General features: G+C 60.3%; 15 protein-coding genes. 9 read left to right on the top strand and 6 right to left on the bottom strand.

The window, feature by feature from the left end:
• Positions 1-30: 30 nt before the first annotated feature.
• Positions 31-600: a hydrolase gene (locus ACIQJ2_RS27375; RefSeq protein WP_199149279.1), complete on the bottom strand. Its 570-nt coding sequence runs from the start codon at positions 598-600 to the stop codon at positions 31-33.
• 50 nt (positions 601-650) lie between these two features.
• Between ACIQJ2_RS27375 and ACIQJ2_RS27380 the strand changes: the two genes are divergently transcribed.
• The 7 genes from ACIQJ2_RS27380 to pncB all read left to right on the top strand — a co-directional run bounded on the left by ACIQJ2_RS27380 (position 651) and on the right by pncB (position 9,758).
• Complete coding sequence (locus ACIQJ2_RS27380; RefSeq protein ID WP_400674874.1) at positions 651-1,271, top strand: TetR/AcrR family transcriptional regulator; 621 nt, start codon at positions 651-653, stop codon at positions 1,269-1,271.
• A 108-nt stretch (positions 1,272-1,379) separates the two neighbouring features.
• The gene (locus ACIQJ2_RS27385) at positions 1,380-3,218 is read left to right on the top strand and encodes an extracellular solute-binding protein (RefSeq protein ID WP_400674877.1); all 1,839 of its coding nucleotides are present in this window, start codon (positions 1,380-1,382) and stop codon (positions 3,216-3,218) included.
• Positions 3,219-3,400: 182 nt separating this feature from the next.
• A complete protein-coding gene (locus ACIQJ2_RS27390; protein ID WP_400674880.1) occupies positions 3,401-4,492 on the top strand; it encodes a microcin C ABC transporter permease YejB in 1,092 nt (363 codons plus the stop codon).
• Positions 4,492-5,646 carry an ABC transporter permease gene (locus tag ACIQJ2_RS27395; protein WP_400674882.1) on the top strand — a complete coding sequence of 385 codons (1,155 nt, stop codon included), beginning with the start codon at positions 4,492-4,494 and terminating at the stop codon, positions 5,644-5,646. The genes ACIQJ2_RS27390 and ACIQJ2_RS27395 overlap by 1 nt, the downstream gene beginning before the upstream one ends.
• Entirely contained in the window at positions 5,643-7,280 is a 1,638-nt protein-coding gene (locus ACIQJ2_RS27400; protein ID WP_400674884.1) for an ABC transporter ATP-binding protein, read from the top strand. The genes ACIQJ2_RS27395 and ACIQJ2_RS27400 overlap by 4 nt, the downstream gene beginning before the upstream one ends.
• 11 nt (positions 7,281-7,291) lie before the next feature.
• Positions 7,292-8,251, top strand: coding sequence for a 2-hydroxyacid dehydrogenase (locus tag ACIQJ2_RS27405; RefSeq protein ID WP_400674886.1), 960 nt, complete (start codon positions 7,292-7,294; stop codon positions 8,249-8,251).
• Positions 8,252-8,453: 202 nt separating this feature from the next.
• Positions 8,454-9,758 (top strand): nicotinate phosphoribosyltransferase, encoded by a 1,305-nt coding sequence (gene pncB / locus ACIQJ2_RS27410; RefSeq protein WP_199146976.1) that lies wholly within the window; start codon positions 8,454-8,456, stop codon positions 9,756-9,758.
• A gap of 110 nt (positions 9,759-9,868) precedes the next feature.
• On the opposite strand, the gene ACIQJ2_RS27415 is transcribed toward pncB, so the two are convergent.
• Positions 9,869-10,822, bottom strand: a complete 954-nt coding sequence (locus ACIQJ2_RS27415; protein WP_400674889.1) for a hypothetical protein — start codon at positions 10,820-10,822, stop codon at positions 9,869-9,871.
• Between the two features lie 176 nt (positions 10,823-10,998).
• On the opposite strand from ACIQJ2_RS27415, the gene ACIQJ2_RS27420 reads away from it, so the two are divergent.
• Positions 10,999-13,164: a mechanosensitive ion channel family protein gene (locus ACIQJ2_RS27420; protein WP_400675002.1), complete on the top strand. Its 2,166-nt coding sequence runs from the start codon at positions 10,999-11,001 to the stop codon at positions 13,162-13,164.
• Positions 13,165-13,208: 44 nt separating this feature from the next.
• Here ACIQJ2_RS27420 and ACIQJ2_RS27425 read toward each other — a convergent pair whose 3' ends face one another.
• The gene (locus ACIQJ2_RS27425; RefSeq protein ID WP_400674891.1) at positions 13,209-14,282 is read right to left on the bottom strand and encodes a LacI family DNA-binding transcriptional regulator; all 1,074 of its coding nucleotides are present in this window, start codon (positions 14,280-14,282) and stop codon (positions 13,209-13,211) included.
• A gap of 134 nt (positions 14,283-14,416) precedes the next feature.
• Here ACIQJ2_RS27425 and ACIQJ2_RS27430 point away from each other — a divergent pair, with 134 nt between their 5' ends.
• A complete protein-coding gene (locus ACIQJ2_RS27430) occupies positions 14,417-14,707 on the top strand; it encodes a hypothetical protein (RefSeq protein ID WP_400674894.1) in 291 nt (96 codons plus the stop codon).
• Between the two features lie 34 nt (positions 14,708-14,741).
• On the opposite strand, the gene ACIQJ2_RS27435 is transcribed toward ACIQJ2_RS27430, so the two are convergent.
• The 3 genes from ACIQJ2_RS27435 to ACIQJ2_RS27445 form a co-directional block, all read right to left on the bottom strand.
• On the bottom strand, positions 14,742-15,470 hold the full coding sequence (locus ACIQJ2_RS27435) for an SDR family NAD(P)-dependent oxidoreductase (protein WP_400674896.1): 729 nt from the start codon (positions 15,468-15,470) through the stop codon (positions 14,742-14,744).
• Positions 15,467-16,591, bottom strand: a complete 1,125-nt coding sequence (locus ACIQJ2_RS27440) for an alkene reductase (protein ID WP_400674899.1) — start codon at positions 16,589-16,591, stop codon at positions 15,467-15,469. Before ACIQJ2_RS27440 ends, ACIQJ2_RS27435 begins: the two co-directional genes overlap by 4 nt.
• A gap of 137 nt (positions 16,592-16,728) precedes the next feature.
• A complete protein-coding gene (locus ACIQJ2_RS27445; protein ID WP_400674901.1) occupies positions 16,729-17,535 on the bottom strand; it encodes an alpha/beta fold hydrolase in 807 nt (268 codons plus the stop codon).
• Positions 17,536-17,551 lie beyond the last annotated feature (16 nt).

Below are 17,551 nucleotides of genomic sequence, written 5' to 3' on the forward strand. Positions count from 1 at the left end.
CTTGTCGGTTTCGACCGCCTTTTGGCTGGATCAATTTGCAAGAATTTCCGCGGTCTTGCGGATGCGCGACAGTCGCGGCATGACCTTGGTACAAGAAAAATCCTGCATTTCCTGCGAGAAGGTCGAGACCGCATCTTCAGCGACGATGACGCCATAATTTGCGGCATAAGCATCGCGCACCGTCGATTCCACGCCGAAATTGGTGGCGACGCCGGTCAGGATCAGGGTTTTGATACCGCGACGGCGAAGCTGCAGATCGAGTTCGGTGCCATAAAATGCGCTCCATTGACGCTTGATGATGGCGACGTCAGGTGTCAGCGCCGCCATCTCGGCGGGGGCTTCCAGCGCGGCTGCCGGCAAACCTCCTGGGGGAAGCACCAAGGTTTCGTCGGTCGGCTGATTGACAGCATCGGCATAGTCCGAAGAGAATCCGACCGTTACGAAAACGGTGGTGCCGCCATCGGCTTTAAGCTTGTTTGCGATGGCGACGGTGTTGGCAATGATCTGCTGGGCAGAATAGGGCGCGAGCGGCCGGCTGAGCACGAGGCCTTGCAGGTCGATGGAAACGAGAGCGGTGGTCTTGGGGTCGTAAAGTGACATCGGTAGGGGCTCCAGAAACATGAGGATATCCTCACAATGGAAATATGAGGATGGCCTCACAAAAATCAAGTGAAGAATTGAAGAGCCGGGCTCCGAAGCGGCAGCGTGGCCACGATCGCGTCGTCATCCTGCTGGACGCAGCCGGCAGGGTTTTTGCGCAGAAGGGCTACGATGCCGCGACCATGACGGAGATCGCCGCCGAAGCGCATTCCTCGATCGGTTCGCTCTATCAGTTCTTTCCAACCAAGCTTTTGCTGGCCGAAACCTTGCATATCGATCGTCTGGATAGGCTGAAGGCAGGGCTTCGCGGCATGGCGGAGCGAAGTTCGGGTCTCTCCGCAGCGGAATGCGGTGAAGCGATTTTCGATGCTCTGGCCGTCTTCATGGAAGAATACCCGGAATTTGCAGCGCTTGCCGGCCGACGCGATATTCCCAAGGAGCGCAAGCAGCGCTCGCGAGCGGAGTTGAAGGAGCTGATCGCCAATGTGCTGCGGCAGGCGCAGCCGCCGATATCGGACGATATCGCCCTGATGTCGGGTATCGTGCTCGAACTGCTGCGCATCGCAGCCGTCGTCGCCAGCGAACCCGATGCTGCCGAAGACCCACGGATCATCGGCGAGCTGCGCCTGATGCTGCGCCGCCGCCTGGAGGACGCTGCGCCGCAAATCTAAGTGCGCCGCTGACGAGCGGTTCAGGGACGAAGAGATGAGCAATTGCGTCCTGCTTTTTGCCCTCATTTGCCTTATGCTGATTCTGATACAATCATCGGGAGATCATGAATGGCATTGTCACGGTTGAAAGCAGGCTTGGTCGCTTCTCTTATTTGCCTGCTGGCGATGCCGGTATCCTCGAAAGCCGAAGAACCGCAATTCCGCATCGGCACGGCCATTCTCGGCGATCTCAAATATCAGCCCGGTTTCAAGCATTTCGACTATGTCAATCCCGATGCGCCGAAAGGTGGAGAGGTGAAGCTGTCGGCCAGCGGTACGTTCGATACCGTCAACCCGGTGCTCTACAAGGGCAATGCCGCCAGTGGCACGGAGCTGATCTACGATACGCTGCTGAAGAAGGCCGACGACGAGACCAATTCTTCCTACGGTTTGCTTGCCGAGGGCGTTTCCTATCCCGATGACGTTTCGAGTGCCGTCTTCCGGCTGCGCGCCGAGGCGAAATGGGCGGATGGCAAGCCGGTGACGCCGGAGGACGTCATTTTCAGCTTCGAGAAGACCAAAGAGCTCAATCCGCTGGCCACAAGCTATTATGCTCATGTCGTAAGCGCTGAAAAGACCGGCGAGCGCGACATCACCTTCCATTTCGATGAGAAGGGCAATCGCGAGCTGCCTTCGATCCTTGGCCAGCTTACCATCCTGCCGAAGCACTGGTGGGAGGCAAACGGGCCTGATGGCAAGCCACGCGATATCTCCCGCACGACCCTTGAGCCGGTCATGGGGTCCGGCCCGTACAAGATCGCTTCCGTGCAGCCGGGTGCTTCAATCCGCTACGAGTTGCGGGACGATTATTGGGGCAAGAACCTGCCGGTCAATGTCGGCGAGAACAATTTCGGCGCGATAAACTATGTCTATTTCTCAGACAACGACGTCGCGTTCGAGGCGTTTAGGGGCGGTGCTATCGACTACTGGCAGGACAATTCGACAAGCCATTGGGTGACGGGCTACGATTTTCCAGCCGCAAAGGACGGTCGCATCAAGCGTGAAGAGCTTCCCAACTCGCTGCGCTCGGTCGGAATCATGCAGGCGCTCGTTCCCAACATGCGGCGTGATCGCTTCAAGGACGAGCGCGTCCGCGAGGCTCTGAGCTACGCCTATGATTTCGAGGAGATGAACCGGACGCTCGCTTTCGGAAAATTGACGCGTGTCGACAGCTTTTTCTTCGGCACGAAATTCGCCTCGTCCGGATTGCCGCAAGGCGGAGAGCTCGATGTCCTGAACAGCGTCAAGGACAAGGTGCCTGCGGACGTCTTCACAACTCCTTTTGCCAATCCCGTCGGCGGCGACGCGCAGAAAACGCGCGACAATTTCCGCAAGGCCATCTCCTTGTTCAAGGATGCTGGCTGGGTTCTCAAGGGCAACAAGATGGTGAATGCGCAGACCGGTCAGCCGTTTACGCTGGAGCTTCTGCTCGGCAGTGCCTCGCAGGAACGGTCGGTGCTGCCGTACATCCAGAGCCTGAAGCGCATCGGCATCGACGCCAACATCAGGACGGTCGATACCTCGCAATACATCAATCGCATTCGCAGCTTTGATTATGACATGATCTGGGTCGTGTGGGGACAGACGCTCAACCCCGGCAACGAGCAGGCCGACTACTGGGGCTCGGCCGCTGCCGACCGTCAGGGATCCCGCAACTATGCCGGCATAGTCGATCCCGCCATCGACGCCCTCATCCAGAAGGTGATCTTTGCGAAGGATGTGGCCGAGAAGGACGCGACGGTCAAGGCGCTCGACCGCGTGCTGCTCGCTCACCACTATGTTGTGCCGATGTTCTACGGGACGACAACCAGGATCGCCTATTGGGACAAGTTCGAACATCTGCCCGAACTGCCGTACTATTCCATCGGCTTCCCCGAGGTCTGGTGGTCGAAAAGCGCCGGAAAGTGAGCCTCTCTTGCAATAAGGGGCTCGCTGCCGCCAAATGCTCGGGCTGATTCGGATAATTTCAAGCTGATATGACTGCGCCGGTTTCAATTCGGCGGAAGGGCCGGCGGAAGGGAATGTGAATTGATCGACAGATGGATTGAGGCGAAGCGGGAAATAGTCCTCTTCGAGGGGGCGGCCGGCTGATGGGCGCCTATATCCTGCGACGCCTGCTGCTGATGATCCCGACCATCGTCGGCATCATGGCGATTTCCTTTACCATCGTCCAGTTTGCGCCGGGCGGGCCTGTCGAGCAGGTCATCGCGCAGCTGACCGGGCAGGGCGACAATGCCAGCGGCCGTCTGTCCGGCGGCACCGACATGCTTGCTCAACAGGCCTTCGACGACAGCAGCTCGAAATATCGTGGTGCGCAAGGGCTCGACCCCGAGCTGATCGCCAAGCTCGACAAGCAGTTCGGCTTCGACAAGCCGCCGCTCGAACGCTTCGGCCAGATGATGTGGAACTATATCCGCTTCGATTTCGGCGAGAGCTTCTTCCGCAATACGACGGTCATCGACCTCATCGGGCAGAAGCTGCCAGTGTCGATTTCGCTTGGCGTCTGGATCCTGCTCTTTTCCTATACGATCTCCATTCCGCTCGGCATCCGCAAGGCGGTTCAGGACGGATCGACATTCGATGTCTGGACGTCGGGCATCATCATCATCGGTTATGCCGTTCCGAGCTTCCTGTTCGGTATCATGCTGATCGTGCTGTTCGCCGGCGGCTCCTTCTTCGATTGGTTCCCGCTACGTGGCCTCGTCTCCGATAATTTCGCCGATCTCAACTGGTGGCAGAAGATCCTCGATTATTTCTGGCATCTGGTGCTGCCGCTGATTTCGCTGTCGCTTGCAGCCTTCGCCACAACGACGCTGCTCACCAAGAATTCCTTCATCGAAGAGATCAAGAAGCAATATGTCATCACCGCCCGCGCCAAGGGGCTTTCCGAACGGCGGGTGCTTTATGGACATGTGTTCCGAAACGCCATGCTCATCGTCATCGCCGGCTTTCCCGGCGCCTTCATCCACGCCTTCTTCACCGGCTCGCTACTGATCGAGAATATCTTCTCGCTCGATGGTCTCGGCCGTCTGAGCTATCTCTCCGTCGTCCAGCGCGACTATCCGGTGGTATTCGCGACGCTGTTCATCTTCTCGTTGCTCGGCCTCGTCGTCAGCCTCGTTTCCGACCTGATCTACACCTGGATCGATCCGCGCATCGACTTCGAGCGGAGGGATGTGTGATGGACGCAGCCAGCACTCCGGCTTCCACGCCAATCGAAAAGCCGCCGCGCAAGGGCCTGTTCTCGCCGACCAATCTGCGTCGCTGGGAGAATTTCAGGGCGAACCGACGGGGATACTGGTCGCTCTGGATCTTCCTCGTCCTGTTCGTGCTCAGCCTCGGCGCCGAATTCATCGTCAACGACCGGCCGATCCTCATCTCCTACAAGGGCGAGATCCTCGCGCCTGTATTCGTCGACTATCCGGAGGAAAAGTTCGGCGGCTTCCTGGCGCAGACGGACTACCGCGCCCAGGACATTCAGGACGAGATCAACGCCAATGGCTGGATGATCTGGCCGCCGATCCACTATTCCTATCAGACCGCCAATTCCAATCTGCCCACCGGAATGTCTGCGCCGACACCGCCTTTCTGGGCGATGAGCAAGGAAAAGCGCTGCTCCGGTTATGCCGGCGGCATTTCCGACCCGAACTGCAACTGGAGCAATTTCAACTGGCTCGGCACAGATGACCAGGCGCGCGACGTCCTCGCCCGCCTGATCTACGGCTTCCGCATCTCGGTGTTGTTCGGCCTGGCGCTGACCATCTGCTCGGCTGTCGTCGGCGTCTGCGCCGGCGCGATACAGGGCTATTTCGGCGGATGGACCGACCTTTTGATGCAGCGCTTCATCGAAATCTGGTCGTCGATGCCGGTGCTCTACATCCTGTTGATCATCGCCTCGGTTCTGCCGCCCGGCTTCTTCATCCTGCTCGGCATATTGCTGCTGTTTTCCTGGGTGGGGCTTGTCGGCGTCGTACGCGCCGAATTCCTGCGGGCACGCAATTTCGAATATGTGCGTGCCGCCCGCGCGCTCGGCGTCAACAACCGCACCATCATGTATCGCCACCTGCTGCCGAATGCGATGGTGGCAACACTGACGTTCGTTCCCTTCATCCTGTCGGGCTCGATCTCCACTTTGACTTCGCTCGATTTTCTGGGCTTCGGCATGCCGCCCGGCTCGCCGTCGTTGGGTGAGATGATCGCCCAGGGCAAGTCCAACCTGCAAGCTCCGTGGCTTGGGCTTTCGGCCTTCTTCACCATGTCGATCATGCTATCGCTGCTGATTTTCATCGGCGAGGCCGTGCGCGACGCCTTCGATCCGAGGAAGACCTTCCGATGAGCGAAAACTCCACTCCGCTATTGTCCGTTCGCAATCTGTCGGTCGCCTTTGGTCAGGGCGGACACACCTCGATTGCTGTCGACGGCGTTTCCTTCGATATCCATAGGGGCGAGGTCGTCGCACTGGTCGGCGAATCCGGCTCGGGCAAGTCAGTCTCGGCCAATTCGATCCTGAAGCTTTTGCCTTATCCAGCCGCCAGCCATCCGTCCGGCGAAATCCTGTTCAAGGGCAAGGATCTTTTGAGGGCGTCGGACAACGAGCTGCGCGCCGTGCGCGGCAACGATATCACGATGATCTTCCAAGAGCCGATGACCTCGCTCAATCCGCTGCATTCGATCGAGAAGCAGATCAGCGAGATCCTGGCTCTGCATCAGGGCATGACCGGCGATGCTGCACGCAAGCGCACGCTGGAACTTTTGAACCAGGTCGGCATCCGCGAGCCGGAAAAGCGCCTCAAGGCGTATCCGCACGAGCTGTCCGGTGGTCAGCGCCAGCGCGTCATGATCGCCATGGCGCTCGCCAACCGCCCGGAATTGCTGATCGCCGACGAGCCGACCACGGCGCTCGACGTGACGGTGCAGGCGCAGATCCTCGAACTGCTGCGCGAACTCAAGGGGCAGCACGGGATGTCGATGCTGTTCATCACCCACGACCTCGGTATTGTCCGCAAGTTCGCCGACCGCGTTTGCGTGATGACCAAGGGCCGCATCGTCGAGACGGGCACGGTGGAAGACGTCTTCACCCGACCGCAGCATGACTATACCCGCCATCTGCTGGCCGCCGAGCCGTGCGGCGAGCCGCCGGCAAGCGACAACGGCAAGCCCGTGGTCATGCAAGGCAACGACATTCGTGTCTGGTTCCCGATCAAGGCCGGCTTCATGCGCAAGGTCGTCGATCATGTGAAGGCGGTCGATGGCATTGATCTGAAACTCCGGGCCGGCCAGACGCTTGGCGTTGTCGGCGAATCCGGCTCAGGCAAGACGACACTGGGGCTGGCCCTCGCCCGGCTCATATCCTCCCAAGGGCGCATCAGCTTCGTGGGGAAAGATATAGCCGGCTATTCATTCCGCGAGATGCGGCCGTTGCGCAATCAACTTCAGGTGGTTTTCCAGGATCCCTACGGATCGCTCAGCCCGCGCATGTCGGTGGGCGAAATCATCGCAGAGGGGCTCAAGGTTCATGAGCGGTCGCTTTCGGCCGACGAGCGCGACAAGCGCGTCTGCTGGGCGCTGGAGGAGGTCGGCCTCGATCCCTCCACTCGCTGGCGTTATCCTCACGAATTCTCCGGTGGCCAACGTCAGCGCATCGCCATTGCTCGCGCCATGGTGCTGAAACCCCGCTTCGTCATGCTGGACGAGCCGACCTCGGCGCTCGATATGAGCGTGCAGGCGCAGGTGGTCGATTTGCTGCGCGACCTCCAGAAAAAGCATGATCTTGCCTATCTCTTCATCAGCCATGACCTGAAAGTGGTGAAGGCGCTCGCCAACGAGCTGATCGTCATGCGGTTCGGCAAGGTGGTGGAGCAGGGGGCCTCGGCCGATATTTTCCGCGCGCCGCAAGAAGATTACACCAAGGCACTGCTCGCCGCAGCATTCAACATCGAGGCGGTGCCGACCGCCGCCATCCAGCAATAGAGCCCACCGCCATGCCGGCCAAAAGCCCCGTTCTCGTCGATCTCAAATTCGATCCCGCCGCAATCGCCAAATCTCTCGAGACGGCCTTTCCCGATCGCGGCAGCATCAATCTCGCCGACCCTGCCAGCAAGAGCGCGGATCTCTCGCGGGTCGACTACGCGTTGCTCTGGAAGCCGGATGCCGATCTTTTTCAGCGCGCACCCAATCTGAAGGTCATCTTCTCCGGTGGCGCCGGCGTCGATTCGATGATGTCCATCGCCGGCCTGCCCGACGTTCCGATCGTCCGCTTCGTCGATCGCAGCCTGACCACGCGCATGAGCGAATGGGTCGTCATGCAATGCCTGATGCATCTGAGGGATGTTCAGGGTCATTTCAGGAACCAGCGCCAGCGCCTATGGGCGCCGCAGCATGGTCCGGAAGCAGCCGATGTTACGGTTGGCGTCATGGGTCTCGGCGTTCTCGGCTGTGATGCGCTTGCGAAATTGAAGGTCATGGGTTTCAACGTCATCGGCTGGTCCCGCACCCAAAAGCAGATCGACGGCACGGAAACCTTCGACGCCAGCGGGCTCGATGCGTTTCTGGGGCGTACCGACATCCTTGTCGGCCTGCTGCCGCTGACACCGGAGACGACCGGGATCTACAACACCTCGCTCTTTTCCAGGCTCCGTCGCAACGGCGCCCTGGGCAAGCCGGTCTTCATCAATGCCGGCCGCGGCAAGAGCCAGGTGTCGGCCGATATTGCCTCGGCGATCGGGACGGGCATTCTCGGCGGTGCTTCGCTCGATGTCTTCGCCGTCGAACCGCTGGCAACGGACGATCCGCTCTGGGGCGTGGACGGTGTCATCATCACGCCGCATGATTCCGCAGTGTCGGACGAAAAGGCGCTGATGCGCCACGTCGAGGAGCAGATTGCCCGCTTCGAGCGAGGCGAAGCGCTACAGCATCTGGTGGATCGCAGCCTGGGTTACTAAGTCAGTATGGAGCGGCAACGATCGGGCCTTCCGCCTCGGTTGTTGCCAGCGATAGGCTACCGATTTACTCTGGTATCAATTTTCCTTCAGTGGCTGGACTTTCGCTCAACATTTTTTGATAACAACGCACCAGATACGCGTACCGACATGCCCGCCGGCGAGAAGTGAAACGTCGGCAGGCAGGAGACGGGGCAGGAACGACATGACCAAGACGGATATCGCCACCCGCGTCTATAACCACACCTGGAAGCTCGATCCGATCGTCCGCAGTCTGATCGATACGGATTTCTATAAGCTTCTGATGCTACAGATGATCTGGAAGCTCTATCCCGATGTCGACGCCACCTTCTCGCTGATCAACCGCACCAAGAGTGTACGGCTGGCGGAGGCGATCGACGAAAAGGAATTGCGCGAACAGCTCGATCATGCCCGCACGCTGCGGCTTTCCAAAAAAGAGATGATCTGGCTTGCGGGTAACAGCTTCTATGGCCGCGCCCAGATTTTCGAGCCGGAATTCCTCACCTGGCTCTCGAATTTCCAGCTGCCGGAGTACGAGCTTTCGAAGCGCGACGGCCAGTATATTCTCGACTTCCACGGCTCGTGGAAGGAAACGACGATGTGGGAAATCCCGGCACTCGCCATCATCAACGAGCTTCGTTCGCGCACGGCGCTGAAGGCGCTCGGGCCGTTTACGCTCGATGTGCTCTACGCGCGCGCCAAGGCGAAGATGTGGGAAAAGGTGGAGCGGTTGCGGGAACTCCCCGGCCTGCGCATCTCCGATTTCGGCACCCGCCGCCGTCATAGCTTCCTCTGGCAGCGCTGGTGCGTCGAGGCGCTGAAGGAAGGCGTGCCACATGCTTTCACCGGCACCAGCAACGTTCTGCTTGCCATGGATTCCGATCTCGAAGCCGTCGGCACCAATGCGCACGAGCTGCCGATGGTCGCCGCAGCACTTGCCAGGAACGACGAAGAGCTCGGCAAGGCGCCTTACAAGGTACTGCGCGACTGGAACCGGCTCTATGGCGGCAATCTTCTGGTGGTTCTGCCCGACGCTTTCGGCACAGCCTCGTTCCTGCAGCATGCGCCGGAATGGGTGGCCGACTGGACCGGCTTCCGCCCCGACAGCGCGCCGCCCATCGAAGGCGGCGAGAAGATCATCGACTGGTGGAAGAAGATGGGCCGCGACCCCCGCCAGAAGCTGCTGATCTTCTCGGATGGCCTCGATGTCGATGCGATCATCGACACCTACAAGCATTTCGATGGCCGCGTGCGCATGAGCTTCGGCTGGGGCACCAACCTCACCAACGATTTCGCCGGCTGCGCGCCGACGGAACTCAAGGGCCTCAATCCCATATCGATCGTCTGCAAAGTCATCGAGGCCAACGGCCGCCCGGCGGTCAAGCTCTCGGACAATCCGCAAAAGGCGACAGGCGATCCTGCGGAGGTCGAGCGCTACCTGAAATTCTTCGGCGCGGAAGATCGGGTCGATCAGGACGTGTTCGTTTAGGGCCTTTGGAGAGTTTCCAGGAAAAGTGCGCAGCGGTTTTCCGTTTGGAATGCGCGAGAAAACAAGAAGGTAGAGCGTTTCCGGCTAGAGAGTTATTTTCGCGAGCGGCGTCAGTGGCGGATTGCCGCTTCCATGCGGCCGACACGCCGGAACAGGGTCCACTTGCCATTCTCCCAGCGATATTGATCCGGTGAAATGACGTAGGCCACGTCGCTAAGGTCGGCGCTGATCAGCTCCAGAAGCTGCAGGCCTTCGGTATCCTTCTCATGGGTGAAGAAGACCTTGTCACGGGACAGGAACGCGGCGATCGGCGCAGCGCCACTCGACTGTTCCTGAATCTGCGCCCAGAAATTCGGCAGGAAGGCGACGCTGGATTCGAACTGGCCATCCACCTCGACATATTGGAACTTGCTGCGCCTGGCGATCTGCAGCCCCGTCTTGGAGAGGAATTTCTGCAAGTTGCTCTGCGCCAGTTCGGCCAGCTCGCGCGTATCGATGCCCCAGTCCTCCAGCGCCGTCGACATCACATAACTGACGCTCGTCTCGCCATTGACCACGAAGAGTTTGATCAGGCCTTCTGCCTCCTCGAGATAGACGAATTGCGGCGGATCGGGGTCGTCCTTGACGGCATGCATCATCTGCTGCCGAGCAACGTCGATGAAATCGCGCGCCTTCAGCACGGGCAGCACTTTGCTCAGCTCGCTGTTGTCCTCCATGGTTTCGGCCATGTTGAGATAGTTCAACAGCGCATGGGCGCGAGCCGGGCCACGCTTTTCCCTGAGTGCCAGCAGCGCGTTGTTGAGGAACTTCGTCATCGTATCGCCGTTGCGTGCGTGCAGCGTCAGACTGCCGGCCGCAGTGTCGTAATCGATCCTGATCAGATCGCCGAAAAACGGCAGCCGCTCCTGCAGATAGGCCGCGAAACGGGCTTCATCCTGCAAGGCTTCGTCGGGGATGTTGAGATCCAGCGTTTTTATGGATGCCGTGTCGGGCGGTTTGGGTGCAGGCAACCAGTTTTCGGCCTGCCTGCCTTTGCCGAAAAGCTTTTTCAGGAAATTGAACAAAGCGCGTCCTCAAGCATTGAACGATCCCTGCCGTAGAACCTAGCGCGGCAGTCGCTCCGGGGCAATGCCGAGGCGGCGATGTGCGCAGCGGTAAGTGCCTGCTTGCCCGCGGGAAAAAGGCGTATAATCTGCACGAAATCGGACTGATCGGTTCGATCGTCGAAGGGGCAGCGCGCATGATGAATGTCGGGGGTGGCAGGCTGTCGTTCGGGGCGCTGCTTTTGTGTCTTTTCGCATTGATTGCTCCTGTTTCGACATTCGCCCAGAGCTCCTCTGCCGCCCAGCCGGCGGCGCCGCCGCCCGACAAGGTTCGCGAACTCATCCAGTTGATGAGCGAGCCGGACGTGCGGCAATGGCTCACATCGCAACTGAACAACCAGCCAGCCGCCACGGCTACCCCTTCGCCTGCAAACGACGACCAGATGTCCGTTCTCTCGGGAATGCTCACCCACACACGGCGCCACTTCGCGATCGTGTCGGGCGCCGCGATGACCTTGCCTTTTCAGGTGATGACGGCGTCCGAGAAGCTGGAGGATGAGGGCCGCACGGTCGGGGTCCTGCGCATTGTCATCCAGGTCGTCATTCTTTTTTTCCTGGGGCTGGTGGCGGAACTTGCCGTCGCTCGCTTCATCAATTTCAGGCGCGAGCAGCGCGCGGGGGCTGCAACGAGCGCAGAGACGGAGCTGCAGGCTGCACGATTCCAGTTTCTGGGCGGGGTCGTGCCCGCCATCATCCACGGTATGGTGACCCTTATTCCGCTTCTGGCCTTCGATTGGCCGCCGGTGATCGAAAGCTTTGCGATCGCCTGTGTCATCGCTCTGGTTTCCATCAGGTTGGCATTTGCCATCGGTAAGCTGCTGATGGGGTTGATCGCCATGCGTCGGGCGAACGATGTTCTGGATGAGGACGGCGGCACGGCGCGCATAGCCGAAAGGCGGCGCGTGGCGACATACTGGTATCGGCGATGCATGGTGTTCAGCACCTACTTCGCCTGCGGTTGGGCCATCATGCAGGCCGTCACTTCGCTCGGCTTTTCAGGCGGCGCGCGCGATCTTATCGGCTACGCTCTCGGTATTGGCCTCTTTCTGATTGCCGTGGCCGCCGTCTGGTCCAGGCCCGTCCCGCAGAACAGCCGCGGAACGAGGACAATTTCCTGGCTGCTGACAATTTTCTTCGCGGCACTTTGGGGCTTGTGGGTCGCCGGCTTCGACGGCCTTCTTTGGCTTGGTATCTATGCGATCCTGCTGCCGCGCATTCTCTCGGTATCCACGCGAGCAATCGAGGCGCTGCATGATGCGGCGGATGGTATTTTCGGTACCGGCAAGTTGGCCGCAGTGCTTCTCGATCGCGGCGTGCGCGCGTTGATCATCACGTTTGCGGCCCTTTGGCTCGGAAAGATGCTGGGCGTCGAGGCGCATGCGATGATGAGCGGCAGCGAATCCGCCGTTGGCAGAATTGCACGCGGCATTCTCGGCGGCATCGTCATTCTGCTGATCGCCGATCTCGTCTGGCAACTGGCGAAAACCTATATCGACGGCAGGGTGATGCAGTCCCTGCCGGCCGTCAGCGACAGCGAAGAGATGAGAGCGAGCCGCGCGCGGCTACAGACGTTGCTGCCGATCTTCCGCAACATTCTTGCGGTCGTGATCGGCATCATCGCCGTGATGATGGTGCTCTCGGGCCTCGGCGTCCAGATCGGACCGCTGATCGCCGGCGCCGGCGTCGTCGGCGTTGCCGTCGGTTTCGGGGCGCAGACGATCGTCAAGGACGTGATCAGCGGCATATTCTACCTTTGGGACGATGCATTCCGCATCGGCGAATATATCGAAAGCGGCCACTACAAGGGCGTGGTGGAATCCTTCAGCCTACGCTCGGTCAAACTGCGCCACCAGCGCGGACCGCTGGCAACTATTCCCTTCGGTTCTCTCGGTGCGGTCAACAACATGAATCGCGATTGGGCGATCGACAAGATCATCGTCAAGGTCACCTACGACACCGATCTGGTGAAGCTGAAGAAGATCATCAAGGACATCGGCCAGCGCCTGCTCGAAGATGAGGATCTGAAGCCCAGCATCATTCAGACGCTGAAGATGAAAGGGGTCGAGCAGTTCGGCGATTTTGCCATCGAAATCAGGCTGGCGATCACCGCCAAGCCCAACGATCTTTCCGTCATCCGCCGCAGCGCATTGATCCTGATAAAGCAGGCCTTCGACGAGAACGGCATCCAGTTCGCCCTGCCGACCGTGCAGGTTGCCAGCGACAAGGACGCCACGGCTGCTGCCGCGCGGCAGCTTATCCAGATGCGGGCCGCCGGCGTCGATGGCGAGCAACCTGCGGGCTGAGGATGCTGCTTCTGGCGGTGTTTGCGGATTCGCTTGCCGGGAAATCAGCGCTTCGGCGGGGCGGTGCTGCCACGCACCACCAGGGTGACGTCGATCATCTCGCGCTTCGCCGGCACGGCATCATCGAGAACCGCTTTGACCGCCCGTCGCGCGATCTCGGCAAAGGGTTGCGCCATTGTCGTCAGGCCCGGCTCCACCATGCCGCCCTCCGGTACGCCATCGAAGCCGATGACGGAGACGTCTCGCGGAACCGAAAGGCCGCGTGCCCGCAGCCAGTTGATTGCCAGCAGAGCAATGTTGTCGGACATGGCGAGGATCGCTGTCGGGGGCTCGGATGCTGAAAATAACATCTCGAGCCCGGCTTCGACGCTCGGCTTGTCGTTGATCGTCTCATAGATCGGCACAAGCTCGCGCGGGATCCCGAAGCCTTCGAGAGCCTGCCAATAACCAAGCGCACGATCGCGCGAGGTGGAGTAGATCGCTCGCGTGGCTTCCGCGACGCTGACCGGCCCGACATGATCGTTGGAAAGCTCGGTCGCGAGCACGGCAAAACGCCTGTGGCCCAGTTCCGCCAGGTGGCGGGCAGCGGCGGCAGCGCCGCCCATATTGTCGACGCTGATCGAGGCGATCGACGGATCGTCGTCATTCAAGGCGAGGGCAACGAAGGGTAATTGTCGCTCGCGGGTCAACTGCACGAGTTTTTCCCCGCCTTCGACGCAGAGCAGGATGAAGCCGTCTACCAAGGCGCTTTTGATGTTCCAGTCCAGCTTATGCCGGTCCTTGGCCGAAACCAGAGCGAGGCCGGTGCCATTGGTATCGCAGATCTGGGCGACGGACGCCAACAGGGCTCTGGCCCAGGGATCGTCAAAGAAGTAGGCAAGCGGTTCCACGGCCGCGACACCGATGGCATTGACCTTTCCCGCCCGCAGCAGGCGTCCCGTCAGACTGGGGCCGGCGTAGCCGAGCCGCTTGGCCGTTTCGAGCACGTGCTCGCGTACCTCTTCGCGCACCACATCCGGCCGGCTGAAAACATTGGAGGCGGTTCCCTGCGATACGCCCGCCGCCTTGGCGACATCGGCGAGCCTGATAGTGCCCTTGGCCAATTCAATCTCCCTCATTCGGGAGGCATCCTAGCAATGAAGTTGTATCGATTCAATTCTGCTTGACGGCCGACTTTCTAGGCCTATTATTGAACCGATTCAAATCGACAGACGCGCTGTGAAATTGAATCGATTCAAAATGAGAAACGACGATGTTGACCAATGACCTATTCAGGGATCTCTATCATGATCGCTGGGGTGATCCCGCCAATCCGAATGCAGTCGAACCGCCTCCAGCAGAAGCTCGGGGCGGCGGCGAACCGGGTATTCTTGGCAGGCTCGCGAACCATTTTCAGCGACGGCGCGATCGCCCGTCGGCATGGTCCTTCACCATCTCCGCTGAAACCTCCGGGATGGACGGCAAACATGAGGTTCGCGATCATCGCCAGAGTGAGGATCCGAAGTTCCTCACTCTGGCCAAGGCTCTGTCACGAAATTGCTAGAGCGGTTTGGAGATTTCGCAAACGTCGACGCGCTCTAGAAATTCTCTTTGTAAGGCCGCAAGTCCAGCTCCTGCGTCCAGGCGGAAGGATGCTGGCGATGGATGTGCCAATAGCTCTCGGCGATGGCATCGATATTGAGCAAGCCGTCCGCATCCATATCCGGACGCCGCATGCGCAACCGTTCTCCGTCTATGCCGCCGTCGATGATGGTATGGGCGACATGCAGACCGAGCGGTCCGAACTCCCGCGCCATGCTCTGGCTGATCATGCGGAGCCCGGCCTTGGCGGCGGCGAACTGCGCATAGCCCGCCTTGCCGCGCAGGCTGGCGGAAGCGCCGGTAAAGATCACCGTGCCGCGGCCGAGCGGTGCCAGATGCCGCGCCGCCTCGCGCCCGACGAGAAAGCCGCCGAAGCAGCAGATGCGCCAGAACTCTTCGAATTGCGCGGCGGTCAGGTCGCGAAAGCCGATCGGGCGGTTGATGCCCGCATTGAAGACGACGAAATCGGGCGCCGCGATGTCATCCCGAGCCGCAAAAGCGCGCTCGAACAGCCGCACGACGGCGGCCTCGTCCGTTGCGTCCGTTTCGATGGCTTCGGCACTGCCACCGGATGCTCTGATGGTGCCGGCGACCTTATCGATCTTCGCCGGTGTCCGCCCGGCAATGAAGACATGATAGCCCTTGCCGGCGAGAAGCCGACAGAGAGCAGCGCCCAGCCCCTGTTCCGCTCCCACTCCGACGATGACAGCGCTTGGCGTGCTCATTCTGCGGCCTCCATGGCGTCATCGAGCGACGGATAGTCGGTATAGCCCTCGGCGCCGCCGCCATAGAAAGTGGGACGATGGTAGGGGTTGAGGGGAGCGCCGCGCCGGATGCGTTCCGGCAGGTCGGGATTGGCGATGAACAGGCGACCGAAGGCAATTGCATCGGTATGGCCAGCGGCAAGAGCGGCTTCGGCGGTGTCGGGCCGGAAGTTTCCGGCCACGATCAGCTTGCCCGACCATGCCGGCCGGAACAGTTCCGCAGCTGAGGGTACGTTTTTGTGGTCGACTTCGGCCTGGCCTGCGCCGCTGGCGCGCGGTTCGATCAGGTGCAGATAGGCAAGATGCAGCCGGTTCAGCTCGCGAATGACATGACCGTAGAGCCGTAGCGGATCGTCCTCGCCGCTATCATTGGCAATGCCGAATGGCGAGAGACGGACGCCGACGCGATTAGCGCCCCAGACCTTGGAAACGGCTTCGACCACTTCGAGCAGCAGGCGCGTGCGGTTCTCGATCGAGCCGCCATATTGGTCGGTTCGCTGGTTTGTCCGTGCCTGCAGGAACTGTTCGATGAGATAGCCGTTGGCGCCATGGATCTCGACGCCGTCAAAGCCGGCTTGCTTCGCATTGGCTGCTGCCTGGGCGTAAATGTCGATCAGCAGCGATATCAGATCGATGTCGATCGCCTGTGGTGTCTCGAAGGGCACGCGCTCGAACGAGGCGGTGAAGGCCTGCCCTCTGGCGGCGATGGCAGAAGGGGCAATAGGCAGTGCGCCATCGGGCTGATGCGAGGAATGAGAGATGCGGCCGACATGCCAGAGCTGCAGGAAGATCTTGCCGCCCTTGCGATGAACCGCATCCGTAACCGTCTGCCAGCCGGCAATCTGTTCGGGCGTATGGATGCCGGGTGTTGCCGGCATGCCTTGGCCCACGAGAGAAACGGGCGAGCCCTCGGAAATGATCAGGCCGCCCTCGGTTGCACGCTGCGCGTAATATTCGGCATTTAGCGCTGAGGGGACGTTACCCGGCTGGCTTGCCCGCATGCGTGTCAGTGGCGCCATGATGACGCGATGCGCCAGCTCATAAGGGCCGATAGCAAGCGGTGAAAACAAATTGACTGTCATGAAATTCTCCTGCCTGGAGCCAAAATTGCTCCCCGGGGCGGAAGGGCCTGTCAGCGGCGATTCGGTCTCGGGAGTGTCGAATAAGATGATGGCCATCATTTATTCCAACAATCGGACGTGCGCAACTGAATCTCGTATTAGGCCGAAATCCGAGCGAGGAATGCGAGTAGGCCGGCATTGAACTGTGTCGGGCGTTGCAGTGGCGCGAAGTGGCTGACCCCGGGCAGGAAAATCATTTCTGCGCCGGGAATGTGCCGCACGAGATAATCGGCATGTTCTTGCTTGATGAACTCGTCATGCTCGCTTTGCACGATGGCGACGGGTACGTGGATCTCGGCGAGATCGGCGACAGTGTAGTTCGGCTCCGTTCGCTGCATCAGGCTGACGGCCTCGACGAAGGCATCGAATTTGTCAGGCGTGGCCGACAAGGCGGCATAATCCTTCGTGTGCCGCGAAAAACAGCGCTCGATAATCGGCGTCGCCACGAATTCCTTCGTGCCGCTGGGGTCCATGTTGCAGGCGAAGAAGAACACTCCGGAAATCCGTTCCGGATGGGTACGCCCGAGGATCATGCCGATGCAGGCGCCGTCGCTCCATCCGGCAACGGCTGCCTTTTCGATCTTCAGCCTGTTCATTACGGCCAAAACGTCGGAGGCCATCAGCTCGTAGGTGTAGAGACGGTCGTCGCGCGTGCTGCGACCGTGACCCCGGCTGTCGATGACGATGACTTGATGGCCGGCTTCGACCAGCGCCGGCACCTGATAACCCCAGTTACCACTGTTGCCGAGGCCGCCGTGGAGGAGGATCACCGGAGCACCGTTGCCGTAGGATGCGTACCAGATGCGGGCGCCGTCGTTATCGACATGACCCTGCGTTGGCGTATCCGGTAAAGGAGCTGCCCCATCTGCCTCGAATCGATCGAGATCGTCGTCGCGAACTTCCATGATAACCTCCCAACAG

The organism is Rhizobium sp. NPDC092011, assembly GCF_044756305.1.
Lineage (GTDB): Bacteria > Pseudomonadota > Alphaproteobacteria > Rhizobiales > Rhizobiaceae > Rhizobium.

Coding starts and splice junctions, on each gene's coding strand:
- ACIQJ2_RS27390 (WP_400674880.1), top strand. CDS start 3,401: ATGGGCGCCTATATCCTGCGACGCCTGCTGCTGATGATCCCGACCATC.
- ACIQJ2_RS27395 (WP_400674882.1), top strand. CDS start 4,492: ATGGACGCAGCCAGCACTCCGGCTTCCACGCCAATCGAAAAGCCGCCG.
- ACIQJ2_RS27425 (WP_400674891.1), bottom strand. CDS start 14,282: ATGAGGGAGATTGAATTGGCCAAGGGCACTATCAGGCTCGCCGATGTC.
- ACIQJ2_RS27400 (WP_400674884.1), top strand. CDS start 5,643: ATGAGCGAAAACTCCACTCCGCTATTGTCCGTTCGCAATCTGTCGGTC.
- pncB (WP_199146976.1), top strand. CDS start 8,454: ATGACCAAGACGGATATCGCCACCCGCGTCTATAACCACACCTGGAAG.
- ACIQJ2_RS27440 (WP_400674899.1), bottom strand. CDS start 16,591: ATGACAGTCAATTTGTTTTCACCGCTTGCTATCGGCCCTTATGAGCTG.
- ACIQJ2_RS27405 (WP_400674886.1), top strand. CDS start 7,292: ATGCCGGCCAAAAGCCCCGTTCTCGTCGATCTCAAATTCGATCCCGCC.
- ACIQJ2_RS27375 (WP_199149279.1), bottom strand. CDS start 600: ATGTCACTTTACGACCCCAAGACCACCGCTCTCGTTTCCATCGACCTG.
- ACIQJ2_RS27435 (WP_400674896.1), bottom strand. CDS start 15,470: ATGAGCACGCCAAGCGCTGTCATCGTCGGAGTGGGAGCGGAACAGGGG.
- ACIQJ2_RS27380 (WP_400674874.1), top strand. CDS start 651: ATGGCCTCACAAAAATCAAGTGAAGAATTGAAGAGCCGGGCTCCGAAG.
- ACIQJ2_RS27420 (WP_400675002.1), top strand. CDS start 10,999: ATGATGAATGTCGGGGGTGGCAGGCTGTCGTTCGGGGCGCTGCTTTTG.
- ACIQJ2_RS27385 (WP_400674877.1), top strand. CDS start 1,380: ATGGCATTGTCACGGTTGAAAGCAGGCTTGGTCGCTTCTCTTATTTGC.
- ACIQJ2_RS27430 (WP_400674894.1), top strand. CDS start 14,417: ATGTTGACCAATGACCTATTCAGGGATCTCTATCATGATCGCTGGGGT.
- ACIQJ2_RS27445 (WP_400674901.1), bottom strand. CDS start 17,535: ATGGAAGTTCGCGACGACGATCTCGATCGATTCGAGGCAGATGGGGCA.